Here is an 18447-nt window from a genome sequence, read left to right on the forward strand (position 1 = left end):
GGTTATTCGGCTTCCACGATGCGTAGCACTTGTGTGAGCGCTTCGCGGAAGCGTGCCATCTCGTCGTCGGTGCCCATGCATACGCGCAACCAGCCGTCGGGGCCAACCACGCGGATGAGGACGCCGCGGTCAAGCAGCTCCTGGAAGATGCGTTCACGGTTGTCGAAATGCCCGCCGAACAGCAGGAAGTTCGATTCGGAATCCGCGACTTCAAGCGGGATGCCCTTGTAGGTCTGGCTTTTCAACCATGCCGCGGTCTGGTTGCGTACTTCACGCAGGTGGGCGACGCGGCTGAGCTGTTCGTCGGTGTGTTCGAACGCGGCGAGGGCGACGGCCTGGGTCACGGCGGACAGGTGGTACGGCATGCGCACGATACGCACGCTGTCGATGATGCCTTTCGAGGCGGCGAGGTAGCCGACGCGCGCGCCCGCATAGGCGAACGCTTTACTCATGGTACGGCTGACCGCGAGGTTCTCATGCTTGTTGATGAGACTGACCGCACTCGGCGTGCCCGGGTTGCGGAACTCCACGTAAGCCTCGTCGATGACGAGAATCGGGTGGACTCCTGGCGCCGCGCCGGCGACGTCCGCCTGTTCGCAGGCGGCGAGCAGGCGTTCGGTGTCTTCGAGCGGCAGCGGCGTGCCGGTCGGGTTGTTCGGGCTGGTCAGCAGCACCATGGACGGCTTGATCTCGTTGATCGCTTCGATGGTGCGATCCACATCAAGCGTGAAATCGGCGTTGCGGTGGACGACTTTCCATCCGGTGAACGTGTCGCGCGCGTACTCGGGGTACATCGAATACGTGGGGTCGCAGCTCAACGCGGTACGCCCCGGTCCGCCGAACGCTTGGAACAGCTGGAGCATGATCTCGTTCGACCCGTTCGCGCCCCACAGCTGGCTGATGTCAAGCCGGGCGCCGGACTCCTTGGCGAGGTAGTCGCTGAACGCCTGGCGCAGTTTGATATGCTCGCGATCCGGGTAGCGGTTGAGCGTGGGCGCGATTTCGCGGACGCGCTCGACGATGGTGTCGATGACGTCCGGGTTCGGCGGGTACGGGTTCTCGTTGACGTTGAGGCATACCGGCACGTCAAGCTGCGGGGCGCCATACGGTTCCTCGCCGATCAGGTCGTTACGCAGCGGCAGGCTTGCGGGGATGGTGTTTTCGCTCATCGCAGGCCCGCCTGCTCTTCCTGCTGCTTGATGGTCGCCTTGTCGTACGGGTCGGCGATGAAACGGCTCAGCACGCTCTCACCGTGGGCGGGCAGGTCCTCGGAGACGGCGAAGGTGTTGATGCGGGCGGCGAGTGCTTTGAGGCCTTCCTCGTCGTATTCGATGACTTCGACCGGCTTCATGAAGGTGTGTACGCCAAGGCCGGAGGCGAAACGCGCGGTGCCGGAGGTCGGCAGCACGTGGTTCGAGCCGGACATGTAGTCGCCCAGCGGGACCGGCGAGTACGGGCCGCGGAAGATCGCGCCAGCGTTCTTGATGCGCGGCACCACGGCGTCCGGGTCGGCGGTCTGGATTTCCAAGTGTTCCGCCGCATACGCGTTGGCGACGTCGATGGACTGGTCGAGATTGTCGGTCAGGATGATGCCGGACTGGCGGCCGGTCAGCGAAGTGGCGACACGCTCGGCGTGCTCGGTGCGGGGCACGCGCTGGTCGAGGCTGGCTTGCACCTGCTGGGCGAGGTCCTCGCAATCGGTGATCAGGACGGAGCCGGCGAGCTCGTCGTGCTCGGCCTGGCCGATCAGATCGGCGGCAACCCAGCTGGGGTTCGCGTCCTTATCGGCGATGATGGCGATTTCCGTGGGGCCGGCGACCGCGTCGATGCCGACGATGCCGGACACCATGCTCTTGGCGGTGGCGACGAAGATGTTACCCGGGCCGGTGATCTTGTCGACCGGTTCGCACAGGATCTCGCCGTCCTGCGGTTCGGAGCCTTTGGCGCCATAGGCGAACATGGCGATGGCTTGGGCGCCACCGACCGCGTACACCTCGTCAACGCCGAGGATGGCGCAGGTGGCGAGGATTGTCTTGTCGGGCAGACCGTCGGCGGTCGCCTTGCTCGGCGGGGTGGCGATGGCGAGCGATTCGACGCCGGCCGTCTGGGCGGGCACCACGTTCATGATGACCGAGCTTGGGTACACGGCCTTGCCACCGGGCACGTACAGGCCGACACGCTGGATGGGGATCCAACGCTCCGCGACACGGGCGCCGGGCGCCAAATCAGTGTGGAAGTCTTGCGGCACTTGGGATGCGGACACGGCGCGGCTGCGGTGGACGGACTCTTCGATGGCGGCGCGCACTTCGGGATCAAGCTCGTCAAGTGCCTGCTTCATCGCTTCAGCGGGTACGCGCAGGTGTTCAGGACGCACGTGGTCGAATTTCTCCTCGAAGTCACGCAGGGCCGCAGCACCGCGGTCACGGACATCGTCGAGGATCGGACGCACCAAATCGGTGGCTTCCTTCGTGCCCATCTCGGCACGTGGCATCGCTGCCAGCATCTCGGCACGGGTGAGGCGCTTTCCGCGCAGGTCAATGATTCGCATCGTATTGTCACTCATAATCCCACATGGTAGCAACGGGCGAAAACCTTACCAGCGGAAACGCCGATTCGCTGTCACATGCTGAGATGCAACCGGCCGGGCTTACGCGTGGTCGCCACAGCCCGTTCCGGCCGGATGCTACCCGACTGTGGTGCGACCAGCCGGTTACACCGCGGCCGGATACCTGATACGTCTCTGTCAACTGCCGTGCCATCGTCCCGCCGTGCGACGATTCCGTCACACCGCAGCCAGATACCCCGACGATTCCGGCGGAGGGTGACGCTACCCGGCCGCCGTGCGACGATGGTGTCACACCGCAAGCCGATATCTCCCCCCGCAGCCCGCCCAAACCGAGGCATCCGCCCGCCATGCAACCGTTGCGTCACACGGCAGGCAGATACCCCACATCTCAGGCGGCGGGCAAGCAGCTTGGCCCGAAGAGAATCTTGATCTCCGCGAACAGCGACGTGTCACGCTTGACCCGGAACCGGTCACCGAAGGTCAGTACTTGCGCATCGCCCTTCTCCCCTATAATCGCCAGCTTCACCGGGCAATACCCCGGATGGTTCATGAGCACGTGGCCGAGCTGCATCACATGCTCACGGTCAAGCGCCACCTGCGGCAGGGTGATTACCACCGGTCGAGCGTCCTCGGCGTCCAACGACGGCACTTGCATTTCAGTGGCGCGCAAACTCACCGTCTCATCACGAACCTCCACTTGGCCGCGCACCTGCACAACCTCGTCGATGGCCAGTTGCGCGGCGGCGGCTTCATACACCTTGCCGAAGAACATGCACTGGATGGAGCTTTCCATATCCTCCACCGTCACGATGGCCCACGGATTGCCTTTCTTGGACACGCGTCGATCCACGTTCGTGACCAAGCCGGCGATAGTGACCTGCTGGCCGTCGCCCATGGTTTTCGCCCGATCGATCAGATGGGCGATGGACATTTCCCGCAGGTTCGCCAAAATCGCGGTCATCCCGCTCAACGGGTGGTCGGACACGTACAAGCCGAGCATTTCACGTTCGAAATTCAGCTTGGTTTTCTTATCCCACTCCTCGATGTCCGGCACCACGACCAGAGCGTCGCCCATCGTGTCGGCGCCCCCATCGTCATCATCGGCAAACAGATCAAACTGGCCTTCCGCCTGCTTGCGTTTAAGCCCGATTACCGATTCGATCGCCGTCTCATGAATCTCGTAAAGCGCCCGACGGTTCGGGTCGATTGAATCGAACGCGCCCGCCTTAATCAAGGATTCCACCAGACGACGGTTCAACGCGGTCACCGGCACGCGACGGACGAAATCCATGAAATTCACGAATTTGCCGCGCCCCGTCTCACGCTCCGCGATGATATCCGCAACCGCCTTATCACCCACGTTGCGGATAGCGCCCAAGCCGAAACGTACGACATCGCCGACTGCCGAATACTCGAGCCGCGACTCGTTGACATCCGGCGGCAGTACCTTGATGCCCATGCGTCGGGCCTCGCCCAAGTACAGTGCGGTCTTGTCCTTGTTCGTGCGCTCGTTTTGCAACAGGGCGGCCATGAATTCGACCGGGTAATGCGTCTTCAGATACGCCGTCCAGTACGAAATCAACCCGTAGGCGGCGGAATGCGCCTTGTTGAACGCATACCCGGAGAACGGGACCAGGATATCCCACACCGCCTGCGCGGCCTCCATCGAATAGCCGTGCTCCTTCATGCCTTGGAAGAACGGGACTTTCTCCTTGGCCAGCACTTCGGGCTTCTTCTTACCCATCGCTCGACGCAGCACGTCCGCCTTGCCCAGCGAATACCCGGCGAGGATTCGTGCCGCCGACTGCACCTGCTCCTGGTAGACAATCAGACCGTAAGTCTCGTCCAGCACCTCCTTCAGTGGTTCAGCCACCTCCGGATGAATCGGCGTGATCTTCTGCAACCCGTTCTTACGTTTCGCATAGTTGTTATGCGAATCCATATCCATCGGGCCAGGCCGGTACAACGCAATCAGTGCGGAAATATCGTTGAAGTTATCCGGCTTCAAGGTTTTCAGCAGCGCGCGCATACCGTCGGAATCGAGCTGGAACACGCCCAGCGTGTCGCCACGGGCGAGCAGCTCGTACGTCGGCTTGTCGTCAAGCGGGATTTTCGTATAGTCGATTGGCGCCTTGCCGTTATTGCGGATATTGGTCAGCGTGTCCCGGATTACTGTCAAGTTGGACAAGCCAAGGAAATCCATTTTCACCAAGCCGAGCGTTTCGCACGTATGGTATTCGAACGTGGTGGTGATGGTGCCGTCAGTGCGTTCCAGCAGCGGCGACGTGTCAGTGATCGGTTCGGAACCCATGATCGTCGCGCACGCGTGCACACCGGTCTGGCGGATCAGCCCTTCAATACCTTTGGCTTCCTCGGTGATGCGCTTGGCGTCCGGGTCGGCGTCATACAGTTCGCGGAACTCGCGGGCCTCTGCATACCGCTTCGACGTGGGGTCGAAAATATCATGCAGGCTCGCATCCTTGCCGTTCTTGCTGGGCGGCAGGGCTTTGGTGATGCGCTCACCCACGGAGAACTCGTAGCCCATGATACGGGCGGAGTCCTTCAACGCCTGCTTGGTTTTGATGGTGCCGTAGATCACGCATTGGGCGACTTTGTCATGCCCGTACTTGTTGGCCACGTAGTCGAGGACTTTCATACGGCCGTCGGGGTCGAAGTCGACGTCGATATCCGGCAGGGAGACGCGTTCTGGGTTGAGGAAGCGTTCGAAGATCAGACCGTGTTTGAGCGGGTCGAGTTCGGTGATGCCCATGGCGTAGGCGACCATGGAGCCTGCTGCCGAGCCGCGGCCGGGCCCGACCATTACGCCATGCGATTTCGCCCAGTTGATGTAGTCAGCGACGACAAGGAAGTAGCCGCAGAACTGCATCTGGCAGATGACGCCGCACTCGTAGTCGGCCTGTTTGAGCACTTCGATCGGCGGATTGCCGTCGTAGCGGCGTTTGAGGCCTTCATCCACATGCTTGAGGAACAGCGAGGTCTCATCCCAGCCTTCGGGGCAGTCGAAACGCGGCATGAACGCGCCGTCTTCGTGATCGTCGAAGATCACGTTGCACCGGTCGGCGATGGCGAGCGTATTGTCGCACGCTTCGGGCAGTTCTTTGAACAGGTCGCGCATTTCCTGCGCGGATTTAATGTAATAGCCGGAACCGTCGAATTTGAACCGATCCGGGTCGTCGAGCCTGGAGCCGGAGTTGATGCACAGCATCGCGTCCTGTGCGTCGCGGTCCGCTTCATGCACGTAATGGGAGTCGTTGGTGGCGAGCAGCGGGGCGTTCAGCTTCTTGGCGATGGTGAGCAGGTCTTTGGTGACGCGCTTCTCGATTTCCAAGCCGTGATCCATGAGCTCAATATAGAAGCTGTCTTTGCCGAAAATATCCTGCATCTCACCGGCGGCACGCAGGGCTTCGTCGAATTGCCCGAGCCGCAGACGCGTCTGGATGATGCCCGAAGGGCAGCCTGACGAGCAGATGACGCCCTTGTGGTAACGCTGGAGCACTTCCTTGTCCATACGCGGGTAGCGCATGACGCGACCCTCAAGATTGGCGACGGACGAGGCTTTTATGAGGTTGACGAGCCCCTCGTCGTTCTCCGCCCACAGGGTCAAGTGGGTGATCAGACCGCCGCCGGAAACGTCGTCAGGATTGCGTTCGTGATGCGGTTGCGGCACCCAGCTGGTGTCCCAGGAGACGCGGGTTTTGTCCTGACGCGCGGTTTCCGGTGTCACATACGCTTCGATGCCTATGATCGGCTTGATGCCCTGATCGACCGCGTTGCGCCACAGCTCATAGGCGCCATGCATATTGCCGTGGTCGGTGATGCCGACAGCCGGCATGCCAAGCTCTTTGACACGCTTGACCAGATCCGGGATTTTCGAAGCACCATCAAGCAGTGAATAATGCGTGTGGTTGTGCAGTTGAACGAAGTTTCCGGAATCAGTCATGCCGTCCATGCTAACCAAGCGAGTTGACCGGCGGCGTGGCGTGCTTGGCTTCCAGCGAATCCAACGCGTGTTGCAGATCCGCGGGATAATGCGACTTGACGGTTGTCCACACGCGGGTGCGCGGATGGCGGAATTCCAGCTGCATGGCGTGCAGCCACTGGCGTTCAAGCCCCAGCTCTTTCGCCATCACCGGATTGGCGCCGTACATCGGGTCGCCCACCAGGGGGTGGCCGATGGACGAGAAGTGGACGCGAATCTGATGAGTACGGCCGGTTTCAAGATTGATCTTCACCAACGTCGCTTCGCCGAAACGTTCGAGCACATCCCAATGGGTGATGGCTTCCTTGCCGGTGGGGGTCACGGTGAACCGGAAGTCGGAGACTTTCGCCCGCCCAATCGGCGCTTCAATCGTCGCTTTGTCTTCTTTCAAATTGCCTTGGACAAGCGCGTGATAGGTTTTCACGACCTCATGTCCGGCGAATTGCCGGCGCATCTCCTTATACGCGAGGTCGGATTTGCATACGAGCATAAGCCCGCTGGTGCCGACATCAAGCCGACTGACGATACCCTGCCGTCCGGCCGCACCCATGGATGTGATGTGTACGCCGCGTTGCAGGAGGCTGCCGAGCACGGTCGGGCCGGTCCACCCGGCGGACGCGTGGGCGGCGACACCGACGGGCTTGTCAACGACAACGACGTCGTCATCCTCATAGACGACGGCCATGTCTTCGGCTACCGGTTCCGGTTCCACGCGCTCCTCGGCGATATCGAATTCGACGATATCGCCGTCCATCAGGATGCTTGATTTCGCCATGTCACGGTTGAAGCCGCGCACCTGGTTGGTTTCAACCAGTTCGGCGGCTTTCGCGCGGGAAATACCGAGCATTTTGGAGACGGCGACATCGAATCGTTTGCCGATCAGCGCGTCTGGGGCGGGGGCGATGCGGCTCATCGGTCCTCACTCCCCCGGCTGTTCACCCCGCGATCATGGTCCTGAGCGTTCTGATCGGCGTTCTCATCCGCGATATCCGAGGCGTGTCGGAACGGAACACCCCGCAGCACGAGCACAACCGCGTAGACGCCGGCGACGCACAAGAAAATATCCGCGACATTACCGACCGACCAGCCGTAATCGATGAAATCCACGACCTTGCCGTTCAGGAAACCATCCGCGTAAGCGATACGGTCAATCACGTTGCCTGCCGCACCACCGAATGTGATGCCCAACATCACCGCCCATTCCACCGAATCAGTTACAGCTGATGCGACAGCCAGCAGTATGCACACCACAATCGCGGCCAGCGCGATAATCCAGGTGTGCCCCGATGCGAAGCCCAATGACGCTCCCGGATTATGCACGAGAACAAAGTTCAGCAAACGCGGAATCACCTCAACGGTGCGCCCGTCTGCCAATGCCTGTTTCGCCCACGCCTTGCTCCCCTGATCAAGGATGAGCACGATGATTGCCGCTACGGCAAAGACGGCCACGTACAAACGACGTGGCCGTCTTGTTGCTAGGTTGTTCATAGAACCCAAACCTGACGAACCTGTACCAGTGTCAGCTGCGCTCAGTGCTTGCGCGGGCCGGACTGGGACTGGTCCACCTTGCTGTACGCGTTCGAATCGGACACCTGGTTCATCAGCTGGCCGAGGAAATCGGTGAGCCGCGTACGGTATTCAGTTTCGAACTGCTTGAGACCTTGGATGTTGCCTTCGATGACCTTCACCTGGTTCTCGAGCTCGCCGCGAACCTGCTTGGCGTAATTGTCGGCACCAGTACGGGTCTTGTTGTCGTAATCGGCGGCACGACGCTGGACTTCAGCCTCGTAGTTGTCCGCCTCTTCACGCTTGTTCTTGGCGTACAGGTCAGCATCCTGACGGGTCTTGACGGAGTAGCCGTCAGCTTCGGCATGCACACGCTTGTTGTACTCGTCGGCGTCAGCACGGGCACCCTTGCTGTAATCGTCAGCCTCGGTGCGGGTGCGGCTGGAGTAGTCGTTCGCCTTAGTGACGAGCTCCTCATACTTGGCTTGGCTGGCTTCGGTGATTTCCTTGGCCTTCGCCTTGCCCTTGTCAACGTACTGGTCATGCAGCTGCATGGCGAGGGTGAGCATTGCGGTGGCGCGTTCAGGCTCGCTGGACGCACCCTGCGCAGCGCCGGCGATCTTCTGCAGGCTGCCGGTTTCAGTGCTCGGCTCGACCTTCTCAATCTGCGTGCGCAGCTTGTTCTCGCGTTCGCGGGACTCTTCGAGCTGACGCTGCAGGTCCTTGACCTGATTACCGGCCTGCTGCTGGACTGCCAGCTGCTGACGGGCGGTGGCCAGCTCACGGCTGAGGTTTTCGGTGTCTGCGCGGAACTCGTCGCGTTCACGCGTGACGGCGGCCAACTGAGCGGCGACATCCTTGTTACCGGATTCCTTAGCGGCCTGCGCGGTCAGCTGGTCAACCTGAGCGCTGAGACGTTCAAGCTGGGTCTTGAGCTGAGTGTTTTGAGCCTTAAGCTGCTCAGTCTGGGCCTTCGCCTGCTCATTCTGCGAACGCAGCTGGTTGCTTTGAGCGATGAGCTGCTCGTTCTGGCGCTTGAACTGATCATTCTGCGATGCGAGCGCACGATTGTTCTCTTCGGCCTTGCTCAGATCGGCTGTGGCCTTCGCGGCCTTCTCAGCATCGGCAGCATTGCCGGCAGGAGTTGCGGGAGCCGCAGCAGCGGAAGCTTTGAGTCCAGCGTTTTCCTTCTTGAGCGCTTCAATCTGGTTGTTCAGCTCAGAAATCTTGGCGTTGAGATTCGCCACATCTTGCCCAAGCGGCTGCGTGGCGGGGCCATTCTGCATCGCCTGCTTGCCGAGAGCCTCCACGGTCTCGGTTACCTGGTCAAGGAAGTCATCGACCTCGTCAACGTCATAGCCTTCCTTGAAGCGTACCGTTTGGAAGGTATGCTCCCTAATATCTTTAGGCGTCAAAAGAGCCATAAATCTCCACCTCGCTTTGAGTAATGCCCTCGCTGTGACGGTATCTATACCGATGCTAGCACGACCTCCATGCATTTCTGACCGTTTTCGGAGTCTTTTTTACGTGTCACGTTTGATGTTATGGCGACAGGCGACTTGCGGCAGCTGCTTGCGACATCTGCTTGCGGCTGGATGATATCCGATTGCACAGATGCCGGCGTATGCTTCCCGAGGCGATCGGAACGTTACGTGCAGGCAGGACGCCAACGCATATCATCCCGGTTTACGTGGGAGATTATCGCGATTATGCCGATCCGCGGGAAAACTCCCAGCGGCAGGATTATGCGATCCGCATGATTTCAACGATGTGATTGGGAGTTCTTGCGAAACACCGTTGGATTGTGCAGTTGTCCCGGGAGATCACCATCGTGTCGGCGGATTCGGCGTTTTTCTCCCGCATCCGGCGGGAATCCGGAGCCCATAGAATAGTCCCCCCTCCCCGAGACTCACCGACACCCTGCCTGTGACGCTCGGGCGGGCAGGTTACGCACCGGAACACACCAAGACGGAATCGGTAGGGTCAGATCAGCACTTGGAGGATGACCAGCACGAAGTACAGCACCATGAAACTCAGGTCGAAAGCGATCGGCCCCATTTGCAGCGGCGGGATATACCGGCGCAGCCATCTGAGCGGCGGCTCGGTCAGATCATAGATGACGTTGATGATGTCGGCGACTACACCGCTCGGCCGCCAGCGCGGGGCGAGCATGAACGCCCAGTCAAGAATCATGCGAATGAACAGAACAGTGATATACGCACCAATAGCCCAATCGATAATTCGGAAAACGATGGCAACCGCAGAGGAAATCATAGGGGTAAGCATAGCAGGAGGGCTTCGGTGATTTCGCGCTCACCGAAGCCCTCCGCAACGTGATATCCCGTACGCTGCCGGCATCAGGAGACAGGTGCGCCAGCGGACAGGCCTATCAGTCGGTCAGTCGTTGAACAGGTCGCGTCCCGCCGCCTTCGATTCCGGTTCCTCAACCTTGATGTTGATTTGCGCTGGGCTGAGCAGGAATACGCGTGGCGTCACACGTTCGATGGAACCGCGCACGCCGAACACCACACCGGCGGAGAAATCGACGATGCGATACGCGATGGCTTCCGGTACACCGGTGAGGTTCAGCACCACGGGAACGCCGTCGCGAATCGCGCGACCCACCATTTGCGCGTCATCGTAGGTTTTCGGGTGAATCGTCGTGATGCGATTGACACGGTTCGGGAACGGGTTCGCTCCCCTGCTCGCGGCGGATGCCGCTTGGCTTGTGGGTTGCGACGACGACATGGGTGCGACCGTGTGATCCGAGTCGAACTTGGATTCCTTGTCGTCATCCGTCTGCTCAAGCAGATCATCATCGTCGTCGACCACGTCGGACATGCCCAGATAGGACATCGCGTTCTTCATGAACCCAGCCATCTCAGCTCCTTTTGCTTACTCGTGCCGTATGCTGCTCACCGAAGGAAATCAGGGATGTCAAGATCGCCTGCCGGATCGTTCGGCGCAATGACCTGGTGTTCGGTGGTCGCATCTCCATCGTTATTGTAGCCGCTGTTGGCGTAACCATAGGTTTGCGGATTCGGCGTCTGCTGTGGAGCCTGCTGGGGAATGTACGGCGCTGCCGGACGCTGCGGTTGGGCGGCGGCAGGATTCTGCGCACCGGCGTCGATCAGGTTGCCGCTCGGTGTCGGGTTCGTAGACGCGGTTGACACCGGTTGAGCGGAAACCGCTGCGGCATTGGAGGTGTCTGCTGCGGAAGCGGTGGAAAGGTCAGCGGCTGCTGCGGAAGCGGCCGCGGCTTCAGCCTCCTTGACGGTCTTGTCGAAGCCTGCGGCGATGACGGTGACCTTCACTTCGTCGCCATAGGCGTCGTCAAGGGAAAGACCCCAAATAATCTGGGCTTCCGGGTGGATGGCCTTCTGGACCAGTGCGACGGCGTTCTTCGCTTCGAGCAGACCGAAGTCGGTCGGACCGGCGATATTGACCAATGCGCCTTGCGCGCCTTCGATGCTTTCCTCGAGCAACGGCGAGCTGATGGCGATTTCCGCCGCTTGGGTGGCGCGATCCTCTCCACGTGCGGAACCGATGCCGAACAGCGCGGTTCCTGCGCCACGCAAAATGGTGGTGACATCGGAGAAGTCCACATGGATGTAAGGATTGTTCGTCATCAGGTCGGTGATGCCCTGCACACCGGCGAGTAATGCGGTATCTGCGGTTCTGAACGCATCAACGATGCCGATGGACTTATCTGAAAGCTCAAGCAGACGGTCGTTCGGAATGACGATGATCGCATCGACTTCTTTGCGCAGGTTCTCGATGCCAAGTTCCGCGGAAGCTTCGCGCCGCGGGCCTTCAAAGCTGAACGGTTTGGTGACGACGGCGATGGTCAGCGCGCCCTGCTGCTTTGCGGCACGCGCGACAATCGGGCTGGCACCCGTACCGGTGCCGCCACCCTCTCCGCAGGTCACGAAAACCATGTCCGAACCCTTCAAGGCTTCCTCGATATCGGACTGGTGGTCCTGTGCGGCTTTGGCGCCCTTCTCCGGATCTGCGCCTGCGCCAAGCCCACGGCTTGTAGCATCGGTGAGTGCAATCTTGATGTCGGCATCTGAACGCATCAGATCTTTCGCATCAGTGTTGATGGCCACGAATTCAACGTTTTGCAGACCTTCAGCAATCATTCGGTTGACAGCATTGCCACCGGCTCCGCCAACCCCCACAACCTTGATGTTGGTCTTATCGTTGAAATTGTCTGTTTGGGCAATCTCGCTCACCATTGTCTCCTGTCACTTACGGTTATGCTCAACTGTAGCGCAAAACCAGTAGAACATACGTTATTTCTCGGTATGTACCGCGATTTGTTCACGTGTCGCAAACACGCCGCCAATCATCCCGTCAATAGCTTACGTCCATCGGGTCATCACCGAAAAGCGTTTCACGCTGCTCGTGGGTGGTGGTTCTCGATTCCAGCCAACCATACGGAACATGTACTTTTTTCGCGTAACGTACCCGTCCGCGAGGCTTGTCGATGACTCGCGACGGGTATGGGGCTTGCGGATCGAGTCCGTCCATAACCCGCTTGACATCCGCAATATTTTCACATTCCATGAATGCTTTGCGCGTCGAACCGCCAACCGGGAAGCCTTTGAGATACCACGCGATATGTTTGCGCAAATCATGCACGGCCATCCGCTCGTCACCGTCATAGAACTCGGTAAGCAGGTCAGCATGATGCACAATCACTTGGCATACTTGGCCCAGGTTCGGGTTCGTGCGCTCGTCGCTTCCTTCGAACGCGTGTTTGATGTCAGCGAACAGCCACGGGCGGCCTTGGCATCCACGACCGATGGCCACGCCCGCACAACCGGTCTGCCGGACCATGGCGAGAGCATCATCAGCACCCCAAATATCACCGTTGCCGAATACCGGGATATCCAGATGTTCCACAAGTTCGCCGATACGGCTCCAATCGGAGTGGCCGCCATAATATTCGGCGGTAGTGCGCGCGTGTAGCGTCACGGCAGCGCACCCCTCCTCCTGCGCGATATGCCCCGCATCGAGGAACGTCTCGTGCTCATGGTCGATGCCGACACGGATTTTCGCGGTCACCGGAATGCCTGCCGGCTCGCACATGGATACGACACGGTGGATGACTTCAGTGAACAGGTCGGTTTTCCATGGGAGTGCCGAGCCGCCGCCGCGACGCGTGACTTTCGGCACCGGACACCCGAAGTTGAGGTCGACATGGTCGGCCATATGGTTGTCTACGACAATGCGGGCGGCCTGCTCCACGATGGACGGGTCAACCCCATACAGTTGTAAGGAACGAATCTTCTCGCTGGGAGCAAAACGGCACAGTCGCAACGCTTTGGGATTGCGGGCGACCAGTGCACGGGCGGTGATCATTTCAGCGACGTACAAGCCGTCCGGCCCGTAGCTTTCACAGATGACGCGGAACGGCCAGTTGGTGACCCCCGCCATCGGGGAAAGCATGACCGGGGTTGGCACGTGGATGCGGCCCAGGTTTACCGGATTGATGCGTACCGGACCGGCGACGGCTGTGGAACGAGGGTCCTCGCCGAGTCGAGAATCGCCGCGCTCGTCGATGATGTCCTCGTCGTGTTTGCTCATACCCTCGTTGTCCTTGTGTGTTTTGTTCGATGCCTCGCCCGCTACTGCGGCAGAGGCGTGAATACGCGTTTCCCAGTAACACCCCACGGTGTAACGTCCCGCGGTCTGGTTGCGCTGGATTTCCGGGCAACCAGACCGCGGTAGCCTATCGGGACGGTCAGTACAGGCCGCCGGCTTCGGCGATCTTCACCGGCTGGGTTTCGTCAATCCCGCTTTCCTTCGAAACGTCCACGCCACCGTCTGCCGCCTTCACGCCAGTCACGCTGGCCGGGCCTTCAGGGTAGCGTACGCGCTTCTCGCTGACACGGTCCGCCACATAATCGGCGACCTTGTCAAGGCTGACACGCTCCTGTGCCATGGTGTCACGCTCGCGGATGGTGACCGCGTTATCGTCGATGGTGTCGAAATCAACGGTGATGCACAGCGGGGTGCCGATTTCGTCTTCACGACGGTAGCGACGGCCGATAGCGCCCGCCTCATCGTAATCAATCATCCACTCGTGCTGACGCAGATCGGCGGCAAGATTGTGGGCGATGGTTTGCAGCTGCGGCTTCTTGCTCAACGGCAGGACCGCGGCCTTGACCGGGGCCAGACGCGGGTCGAGGCGCAGCACCGTGCGCTTGTCCACGCCACCCTTGGTGTTCGGGGCCTCGTCCACGTCGTAGGCGTCCACGAGGAAAGCCATCAGGGAGCGGGTCAGGCCGGCGGCCGGTTCAATCACGTACGGCACGTATTTTTCGCCGGTAGCTTGGTTGAAGTAGCTCAAGTCTTCGCCGGAATGCTTCGCATGCGCGGACAGGTCGAAGTCGGTGCGGTTGGCGATGCCTTCCAGCTCACCCCAATCGGAGCCTTGGAAGCCGAACTTGTATTCGATATCGACCGTGCGCTTCGAATAGTGTGCGAGCTTCTCCTTCGGATGCTCGTAATGACGCAGGTTCTCCGGCTTGATACCCAAGTCAAGGTACCAGCGGGTACGAGTGTCGATCCAGTACTGATGCCAGTCCTCGTCAGTGCCAGGTTCGACGAAGAACTCCATTTCCATCTGCTCGAACTCACGCGTACGGAAGATGAAGTTGCCGGGCGTGATCTCATTACGGAAGGACTTGCCCATATTCGCAATACCGAACGGCGGCTTGGAACGGCTCGCCATCATCACGTTCTTGAAGTCCACGAAAATACCCTGCGCGGTTTCCGGACGCAGATAGTGCAGGGAGTTCTCGTCCTCGACCGGGCCGAGGTGGGTGCGCAGCATCATGTTGAAGTCACGCGGTTCGGTCCACTGACCGCGCACACCGCAATCCGGGCACACGATGTCGGCGAGACCGTTCTCCGGCATCTTGTCGCCGTGCTTTTCGGCGTAGGATTCCTGAAGCTTGTCGGCGCGCTGACGCTTGTGGCAGTTGAGGCATTCGATGAGCGGATCGTTGAACACGGACACGTGACCGGATGCGACCCACACTTCCGGCGGCAGGATGATGGAGGTGTCGACGCCGACCACATCGCCGCGCGTGACGACCATGGAACGCCACCACTCGCGCTTGATGTTGTCTTTCAGCGCGACACCAAGCGGGCCGTAATCCCACGCGGAACGGGTGCCACCGTAGATTTCGCCGGCGGGGAATACGAACCCGCGACGCTTGGCGAGGGAGACGACTTCATCGAGTTTAGAACTAGCCACAATGCACCTTCTGGTTTGACGGTTTTGTTGACGTATTAGGCATGCTTAGTTTACCGGCATACGATGACAGCTTGCGACGGGGGCGCTGTGTGATCGGGCGGGGCGATTTGTGAGCCAATCCTCACACGATGACCACCAGACCAGCCTCCAGGCCGAATCCACACCAACCGACCGCCAACGTGTGAGCGAATCCTCACAGGGTGACGGCTGGTGGCGCGGACAGTCATCCCGACACGGCCGCCCACCCTCAGATGCCCCGGGCATAAAAGATCCGGACGCGTGCCGCCTGTCCATAGGGGGATAAGAAGGGAGGTGGCACGCGCCCGGAAGCGTGGAGTGGCGGCCGGCCTGTCGAAGAGGTCCGCGACTGGCCGGCCGGATGGCCGTCAACGCAACTCAGTTACCTGAGGAGGATGACGAAGAGGAGGCCGACGAGTCTGAGCTGACTGAAGCGTTCGCAGAGTGCGAGACTTCGCTTGACAGGAGCGCCCAGATGTAGCTGTTGATGGAGACTGTCGACTGGTTGGGGTCGTCACCGATGCTGTAGCTCACGTCGGTGGCGAGGTCGATGCGTTCGATGTGCTGGATACCGTTGACGAAGTTTCGCAGCGCATCGTAGTTGCCGGAAGCGGCAATGGTGACCGGCACTTGCACGAGTCGACCAGTGCTGATGTTGTTGGATGCCTCGGTGGGCAGCTGCGCGTCAACGGCCGAGGAGAAGCTCACGCTGGAAATGGTCACGCCGGAGTCGGCGGCCGCCTGGTTGAGCGAGGCGATGAACTCGGACTGGTTGTAGGTTGCCGGAATCTGCCGCTGGATTTGCGCGAGTCGGCTTTTCTGCAGCTGAATGTTGATGCTTGCGACGCTGAGATCTCTGATTTCGTCGCTGAGCTTCTTGTTCTGCTGTTCGATTTGCGCGGTTTGCGCGTTGGCTTCGGCGATCTGTTGGCGTCTCGGCGAAACGCCGATGAGCCACATAATCAGCAGCACGACGACGATAGCCGCGGCGAGTACCATCCAGATGATCTTATGCTTGTTGATCTTCATCGTTCATGTCCCTTCTCACTCGCTGGAGCTGGAGTTCGAACTGCTCGAGCTGCTGGAGCTGGAGCTTTCGGTCTGGTTGCCACCGGCGAGGTCTTCAAGCTGTTCACGCAGCTGCTTGAGCAGCTCACGGTCGGCCTTGTCTGCGCCTGCGGAGCCGTCGGAACGGTCGGTGGTGTACGGTTCAAGCTTGAACGACAGGGTGCCGGTGTACGTGTACCCGCTGTCGGCGTCTCCGGAGACAGAGCTGATGTCGCCGGTCACGTATCCGGGCAGCTGCATGAAGCTGGAGATGAAGGTTTGTGCGGAGATGAAGTCGCCGGATTTGACGGTGAACTGCACTTGGATGGCACCGTTGTTGCCCCACACGCTTTGTTCGCTTCCGGATCCGCCTGCGCCCGTAGTGGCGTTGTATTCGCTCAGCGAAACGCTCTGGTAGGAGCAGTTGGGCGGCAATGCGCTGTTGAGGTTGTTGGCCACGTCTGCCCAGTCGACTTCCGCGTACAGGGTGGCGAGCACGGATTGGCGGGTACCGGCGAGCGAGTTGAGGACGTCTTCCACGTCTTTGTATTCGGCTTTTTTGCGTTGCAGGGACATTTGTTCCTGCTGGGCGTCGACGGTGGCGCTACGTGCACGTCCGACGGCGACTTGCATGCCGATGGTGACGATGATGGCGACGACAACAACGCCGGCGAGTACGAAGCTCATGATCCGTTGGATGTCGCGGTCACGGTTGAGCGCGATGATCGATTTGGGCATGAGGTCGGCACGGTAGGTCCACTGGTCTTCCGGCGTGGGCTTGCCGGCGCGGCGGGTTTTGCCGAGTTGTGAAAGGTCCATGTTGAGCCCGGACTTTTTGCCGTGCTCTTTGCTTGCGCCGCGATTGTTACGGCCTTTGGGTGCGCTTGCCCGTTGGGCTTTGCGTGAGGCGCGCTTCGCGGTGTCGGCTTCTTTCGGGGTGGTGTTGTCTGGCTGATGGTTGCCTTTTTTATTGTTCAGCAGGCTCATCGCGGTCTCCTTCCGAGCGCGAGTCCCAGCACGACGGCATAGTCGGCCGCGTGCACGGTCATGTTCTGGTCCTTGGCTTCTTGGGACAGTTCGAATGGTGCGAACGGGTCGGCGATTTTGACGACTTTGCCGATCGAGCTGGCCAGTACCGGCGGTAGGCCGACGAGTACGGAGCCGGGGCCGGTGAGGAGGACTTCGGTGACTGGGGATTGTGCGTGCTGCTGGTCGTAGGAGTTGAGGGTGTTCCTGATGCCGACGACGAGCTGGGCGATGGTTTCGCGGATGGCTTCCTCGGCTTTTTCGAGTCGAGCGTCGCCGACCACGTTCTGCAGGCCGATGTGGCGTTTGATTTCGAGCGCTTGCTCGTAGGTGACGCCGATGGAGTTGGAGATGGCGTCGGTGACGTCGTCTCCGCCTGACGGTACGACGCGCATGTAGGCGAGTCGCGTGTGGTCGATGATGACGACGTCAGTGCTGTTGCCGCCGATGTTGACGACTGCGACCGCATGGTCGACGGCTTGCCCGCTGAACAGGCGGGCGAGTGAAAATGCGCTTGCGTCGATGGATTCGATGGTGACGCCTGCTTCTTCGACGGCTTGCGCGGTGTGTTCGACGCCGTTGCTGAGGGTGGCGACGATGAGCCCGTGGAGGAACGCTCCGCCTTGGGTTTCTTCACGCCGGATGGGTACGAAGTCGAGCAGGGATTCGTTGACGGGCAACGCGATCTTGTCTTTTGCCTGGAACGGCAGGGTTTCGCGCAGCTCCGGCAGCGGCATTTCCGGGAAGCTTGCTTCGCGGAAAATCATGCGTCGGCTGGAATACACCATGTAGACGTCTTCTTTGGGCAAGTCGCCGTATTTGACCATGTTTTTGATGAGTCCGGTGACGGCGTTGCGGTTGGTTGCCTCGCCGTCGACGACTGCCCCGTGCGGCAGCGGTAGCATCTTGTATTTTTTGATGACCGGTTTGCTGGTGAATGGCTCCGCTATGGTTGCCGCACATATGGAGTCATTCGATATGGTCAGTGCCCCTATGGACTTCATAGTCCCTCCT

General features: G+C 60.2%; 14 protein-coding genes. All 14 read right to left on the bottom strand.

What is annotated here, in order from left to right; genetic code table 11:
• Nucleotides 1-2: 2 nt before the first annotated feature.
• The 14 genes from BBOU_RS03175 to pilM all read right to left on the bottom strand — a co-directional run bounded on the left by BBOU_RS03175 (nucleotide 3) and on the right by pilM (nucleotide 18437).
• The gene (locus tag BBOU_RS03175) at nucleotides 3-1169 is read right to left on the bottom strand and encodes a histidinol-phosphate transaminase (RefSeq protein WP_026502737.1); all 1167 of its coding nucleotides are present in this window, start codon (nucleotides 1167-1169) and stop codon (nucleotides 3-5) included.
• On the bottom strand, nucleotides 1166-2563 hold the full coding sequence (gene hisD, locus BBOU_RS03180; RefSeq protein WP_026502738.1) for a histidinol dehydrogenase: 1398 nt from the start codon (nucleotides 2561-2563) through the stop codon (nucleotides 1166-1168). The genes BBOU_RS03175 and hisD overlap by 4 nt, the downstream gene beginning before the upstream one ends.
• A gap of 391 nt (nucleotides 2564-2954) precedes the next feature.
• On the bottom strand, nucleotides 2955-6527 hold the full coding sequence (dnaE, locus tag BBOU_RS03185) for a DNA polymerase III subunit alpha (RefSeq protein WP_026502739.1): 3573 nt from the start codon (nucleotides 6525-6527) through the stop codon (nucleotides 2955-2957).
• A 10-nt stretch (nucleotides 6528-6537) separates the two neighbouring features.
• Nucleotides 6538-7479, bottom strand: coding sequence for an RluA family pseudouridine synthase (locus BBOU_RS03190; protein WP_026502740.1), 942 nt, complete (start codon nucleotides 7477-7479; stop codon nucleotides 6538-6540).
• Nucleotides 7476-8054 (bottom strand): signal peptidase II, encoded by a 579-nt coding sequence (locus BBOU_RS03195; protein ID WP_051616682.1) that lies wholly within the window; start codon nucleotides 8052-8054, stop codon nucleotides 7476-7478. The genes BBOU_RS03190 and BBOU_RS03195 overlap by 4 nt, the downstream gene beginning before the upstream one ends.
• 41 nt (nucleotides 8055-8095) lie before the next feature.
• Nucleotides 8096-9496, bottom strand: coding sequence for a DivIVA domain-containing protein (locus tag BBOU_RS03200; RefSeq protein ID WP_026502741.1), 1401 nt, complete (start codon nucleotides 9494-9496; stop codon nucleotides 8096-8098).
• Nucleotides 9497-10055: 559 nt separating this feature from the next.
• Entirely contained in the window at nucleotides 10056-10346 is a 291-nt protein-coding gene (locus BBOU_RS03205) for a YggT family protein (RefSeq protein WP_026502742.1), read from the bottom strand.
• A gap of 123 nt (nucleotides 10347-10469) precedes the next feature.
• The gene (locus tag BBOU_RS03210; protein ID WP_026502743.1) at nucleotides 10470-10952 is read right to left on the bottom strand and encodes a cell division protein SepF; all 483 of its coding nucleotides are present in this window, start codon (nucleotides 10950-10952) and stop codon (nucleotides 10470-10472) included.
• 35 nt (nucleotides 10953-10987) lie between these two features.
• Nucleotides 10988-12310, bottom strand: a complete 1323-nt coding sequence (gene ftsZ / locus BBOU_RS03215) for a cell division protein FtsZ (protein WP_033489888.1) — start codon at nucleotides 12308-12310, stop codon at nucleotides 10988-10990.
• A gap of 118 nt (nucleotides 12311-12428) precedes the next feature.
• Entirely contained in the window at nucleotides 12429-13664 is a 1236-nt protein-coding gene (gene dusB / locus BBOU_RS03220) for a tRNA dihydrouridine synthase DusB (protein WP_081815487.1), read from the bottom strand.
• Nucleotides 13665-13821: 157 nt separating this feature from the next.
• Nucleotides 13822-15342 carry a glycine--tRNA ligase gene (locus BBOU_RS03225; RefSeq protein ID WP_026502746.1) on the bottom strand — a complete coding sequence of 507 codons (1521 nt, stop codon included), beginning with the start codon at nucleotides 15340-15342 and terminating at the stop codon, nucleotides 13822-13824.
• Between the two features lie 396 nt (nucleotides 15343-15738).
• The gene (locus BBOU_RS03230; RefSeq protein WP_238551981.1) at nucleotides 15739-16389 is read right to left on the bottom strand and encodes a type 4a pilus biogenesis protein PilO; all 651 of its coding nucleotides are present in this window, start codon (nucleotides 16387-16389) and stop codon (nucleotides 15739-15741) included.
• Nucleotides 16390-16404: 15 nt separating this feature from the next.
• The gene (locus BBOU_RS03235) at nucleotides 16405-17394 is read right to left on the bottom strand and encodes a hypothetical protein (protein WP_051616683.1); all 990 of its coding nucleotides are present in this window, start codon (nucleotides 17392-17394) and stop codon (nucleotides 16405-16407) included.
• Entirely contained in the window at nucleotides 17391-18437 is a 1047-nt protein-coding gene (gene pilM / locus BBOU_RS03240; protein ID WP_026502747.1) for a type IV pilus assembly protein PilM, read from the bottom strand. The genes BBOU_RS03235 and pilM overlap by 4 nt, the downstream gene beginning before the upstream one ends.
• Between the last annotated feature and the right edge of the window lie 10 nt (nucleotides 18438-18447).

Source organism: Bifidobacterium boum (genome assembly GCF_000741535.1).
Lineage (GTDB): Bacteria > Actinomycetota > Actinomycetes > Actinomycetales > Bifidobacteriaceae > Bifidobacterium > Bifidobacterium boum.

What these genes read in the sequence shown, in the direction of transcription:
- BBOU_RS03175 (WP_026502737.1), bottom strand. Translation starts at nt 1,169, where the DNA reads ATGAGCGAAAACACCATCCCCGCAAGCCTGCCGCTGCGTAACGACCTG.
- hisD (WP_026502738.1), bottom strand. Translation starts at nt 2,563, where the DNA reads ATGAGTGACAATACGATGCGAATCATTGACCTGCGCGGAAAGCGCCTC.
- dnaE (WP_026502739.1), bottom strand. Translation starts at nt 6,527, where the DNA reads ATGACTGATTCCGGAAACTTCGTTCAACTGCACAACCACACGCATTAT.
- BBOU_RS03190 (WP_026502740.1), bottom strand. Translation starts at nt 7,479, where the DNA reads ATGAGCCGCATCGCCCCCGCCCCAGACGCGCTGATCGGCAAACGATTC.
- BBOU_RS03195 (WP_051616682.1), bottom strand. Translation starts at nt 8,054, where the DNA reads ATGAACAACCTAGCAACAAGACGGCCACGTCGTTTGTACGTGGCCGTC.
- BBOU_RS03200 (WP_026502741.1), bottom strand. Translation starts at nt 9,496, where the DNA reads ATGGCTCTTTTGACGCCTAAAGATATTAGGGAGCATACCTTCCAAACG.
- BBOU_RS03205 (WP_026502742.1), bottom strand. Translation starts at nt 10,346, where the DNA reads ATGATTTCCTCTGCGGTTGCCATCGTTTTCCGAATTATCGATTGGGCT.
- BBOU_RS03210 (WP_026502743.1), bottom strand. Translation starts at nt 10,952, where the DNA reads ATGGCTGGGTTCATGAAGAACGCGATGTCCTATCTGGGCATGTCCGAC.
- ftsZ (WP_033489888.1), bottom strand. Translation starts at nt 12,310, where the DNA reads ATGGTGAGCGAGATTGCCCAAACAGACAATTTCAACGATAAGACCAAC.
- dusB (WP_081815487.1), bottom strand. Translation starts at nt 13,664, where the DNA reads ATGAGCAAACACGACGAGGACATCATCGACGAGCGCGGCGATTCTCGA.
- BBOU_RS03230 (WP_238551981.1), bottom strand. Translation starts at nt 16,389, where the DNA reads ATGAAGATCAACAAGCATAAGATCATCTGGATGGTACTCGCCGCGGCT.
- BBOU_RS03235 (WP_051616683.1), bottom strand. Translation starts at nt 17,394, where the DNA reads ATGAGCCTGCTGAACAATAAAAAAGGCAACCATCAGCCAGACAACACC.
- pilM (WP_026502747.1), bottom strand. Translation starts at nt 18,437, where the DNA reads ATGAAGTCCATAGGGGCACTGACCATATCGAATGACTCCATATGTGCG.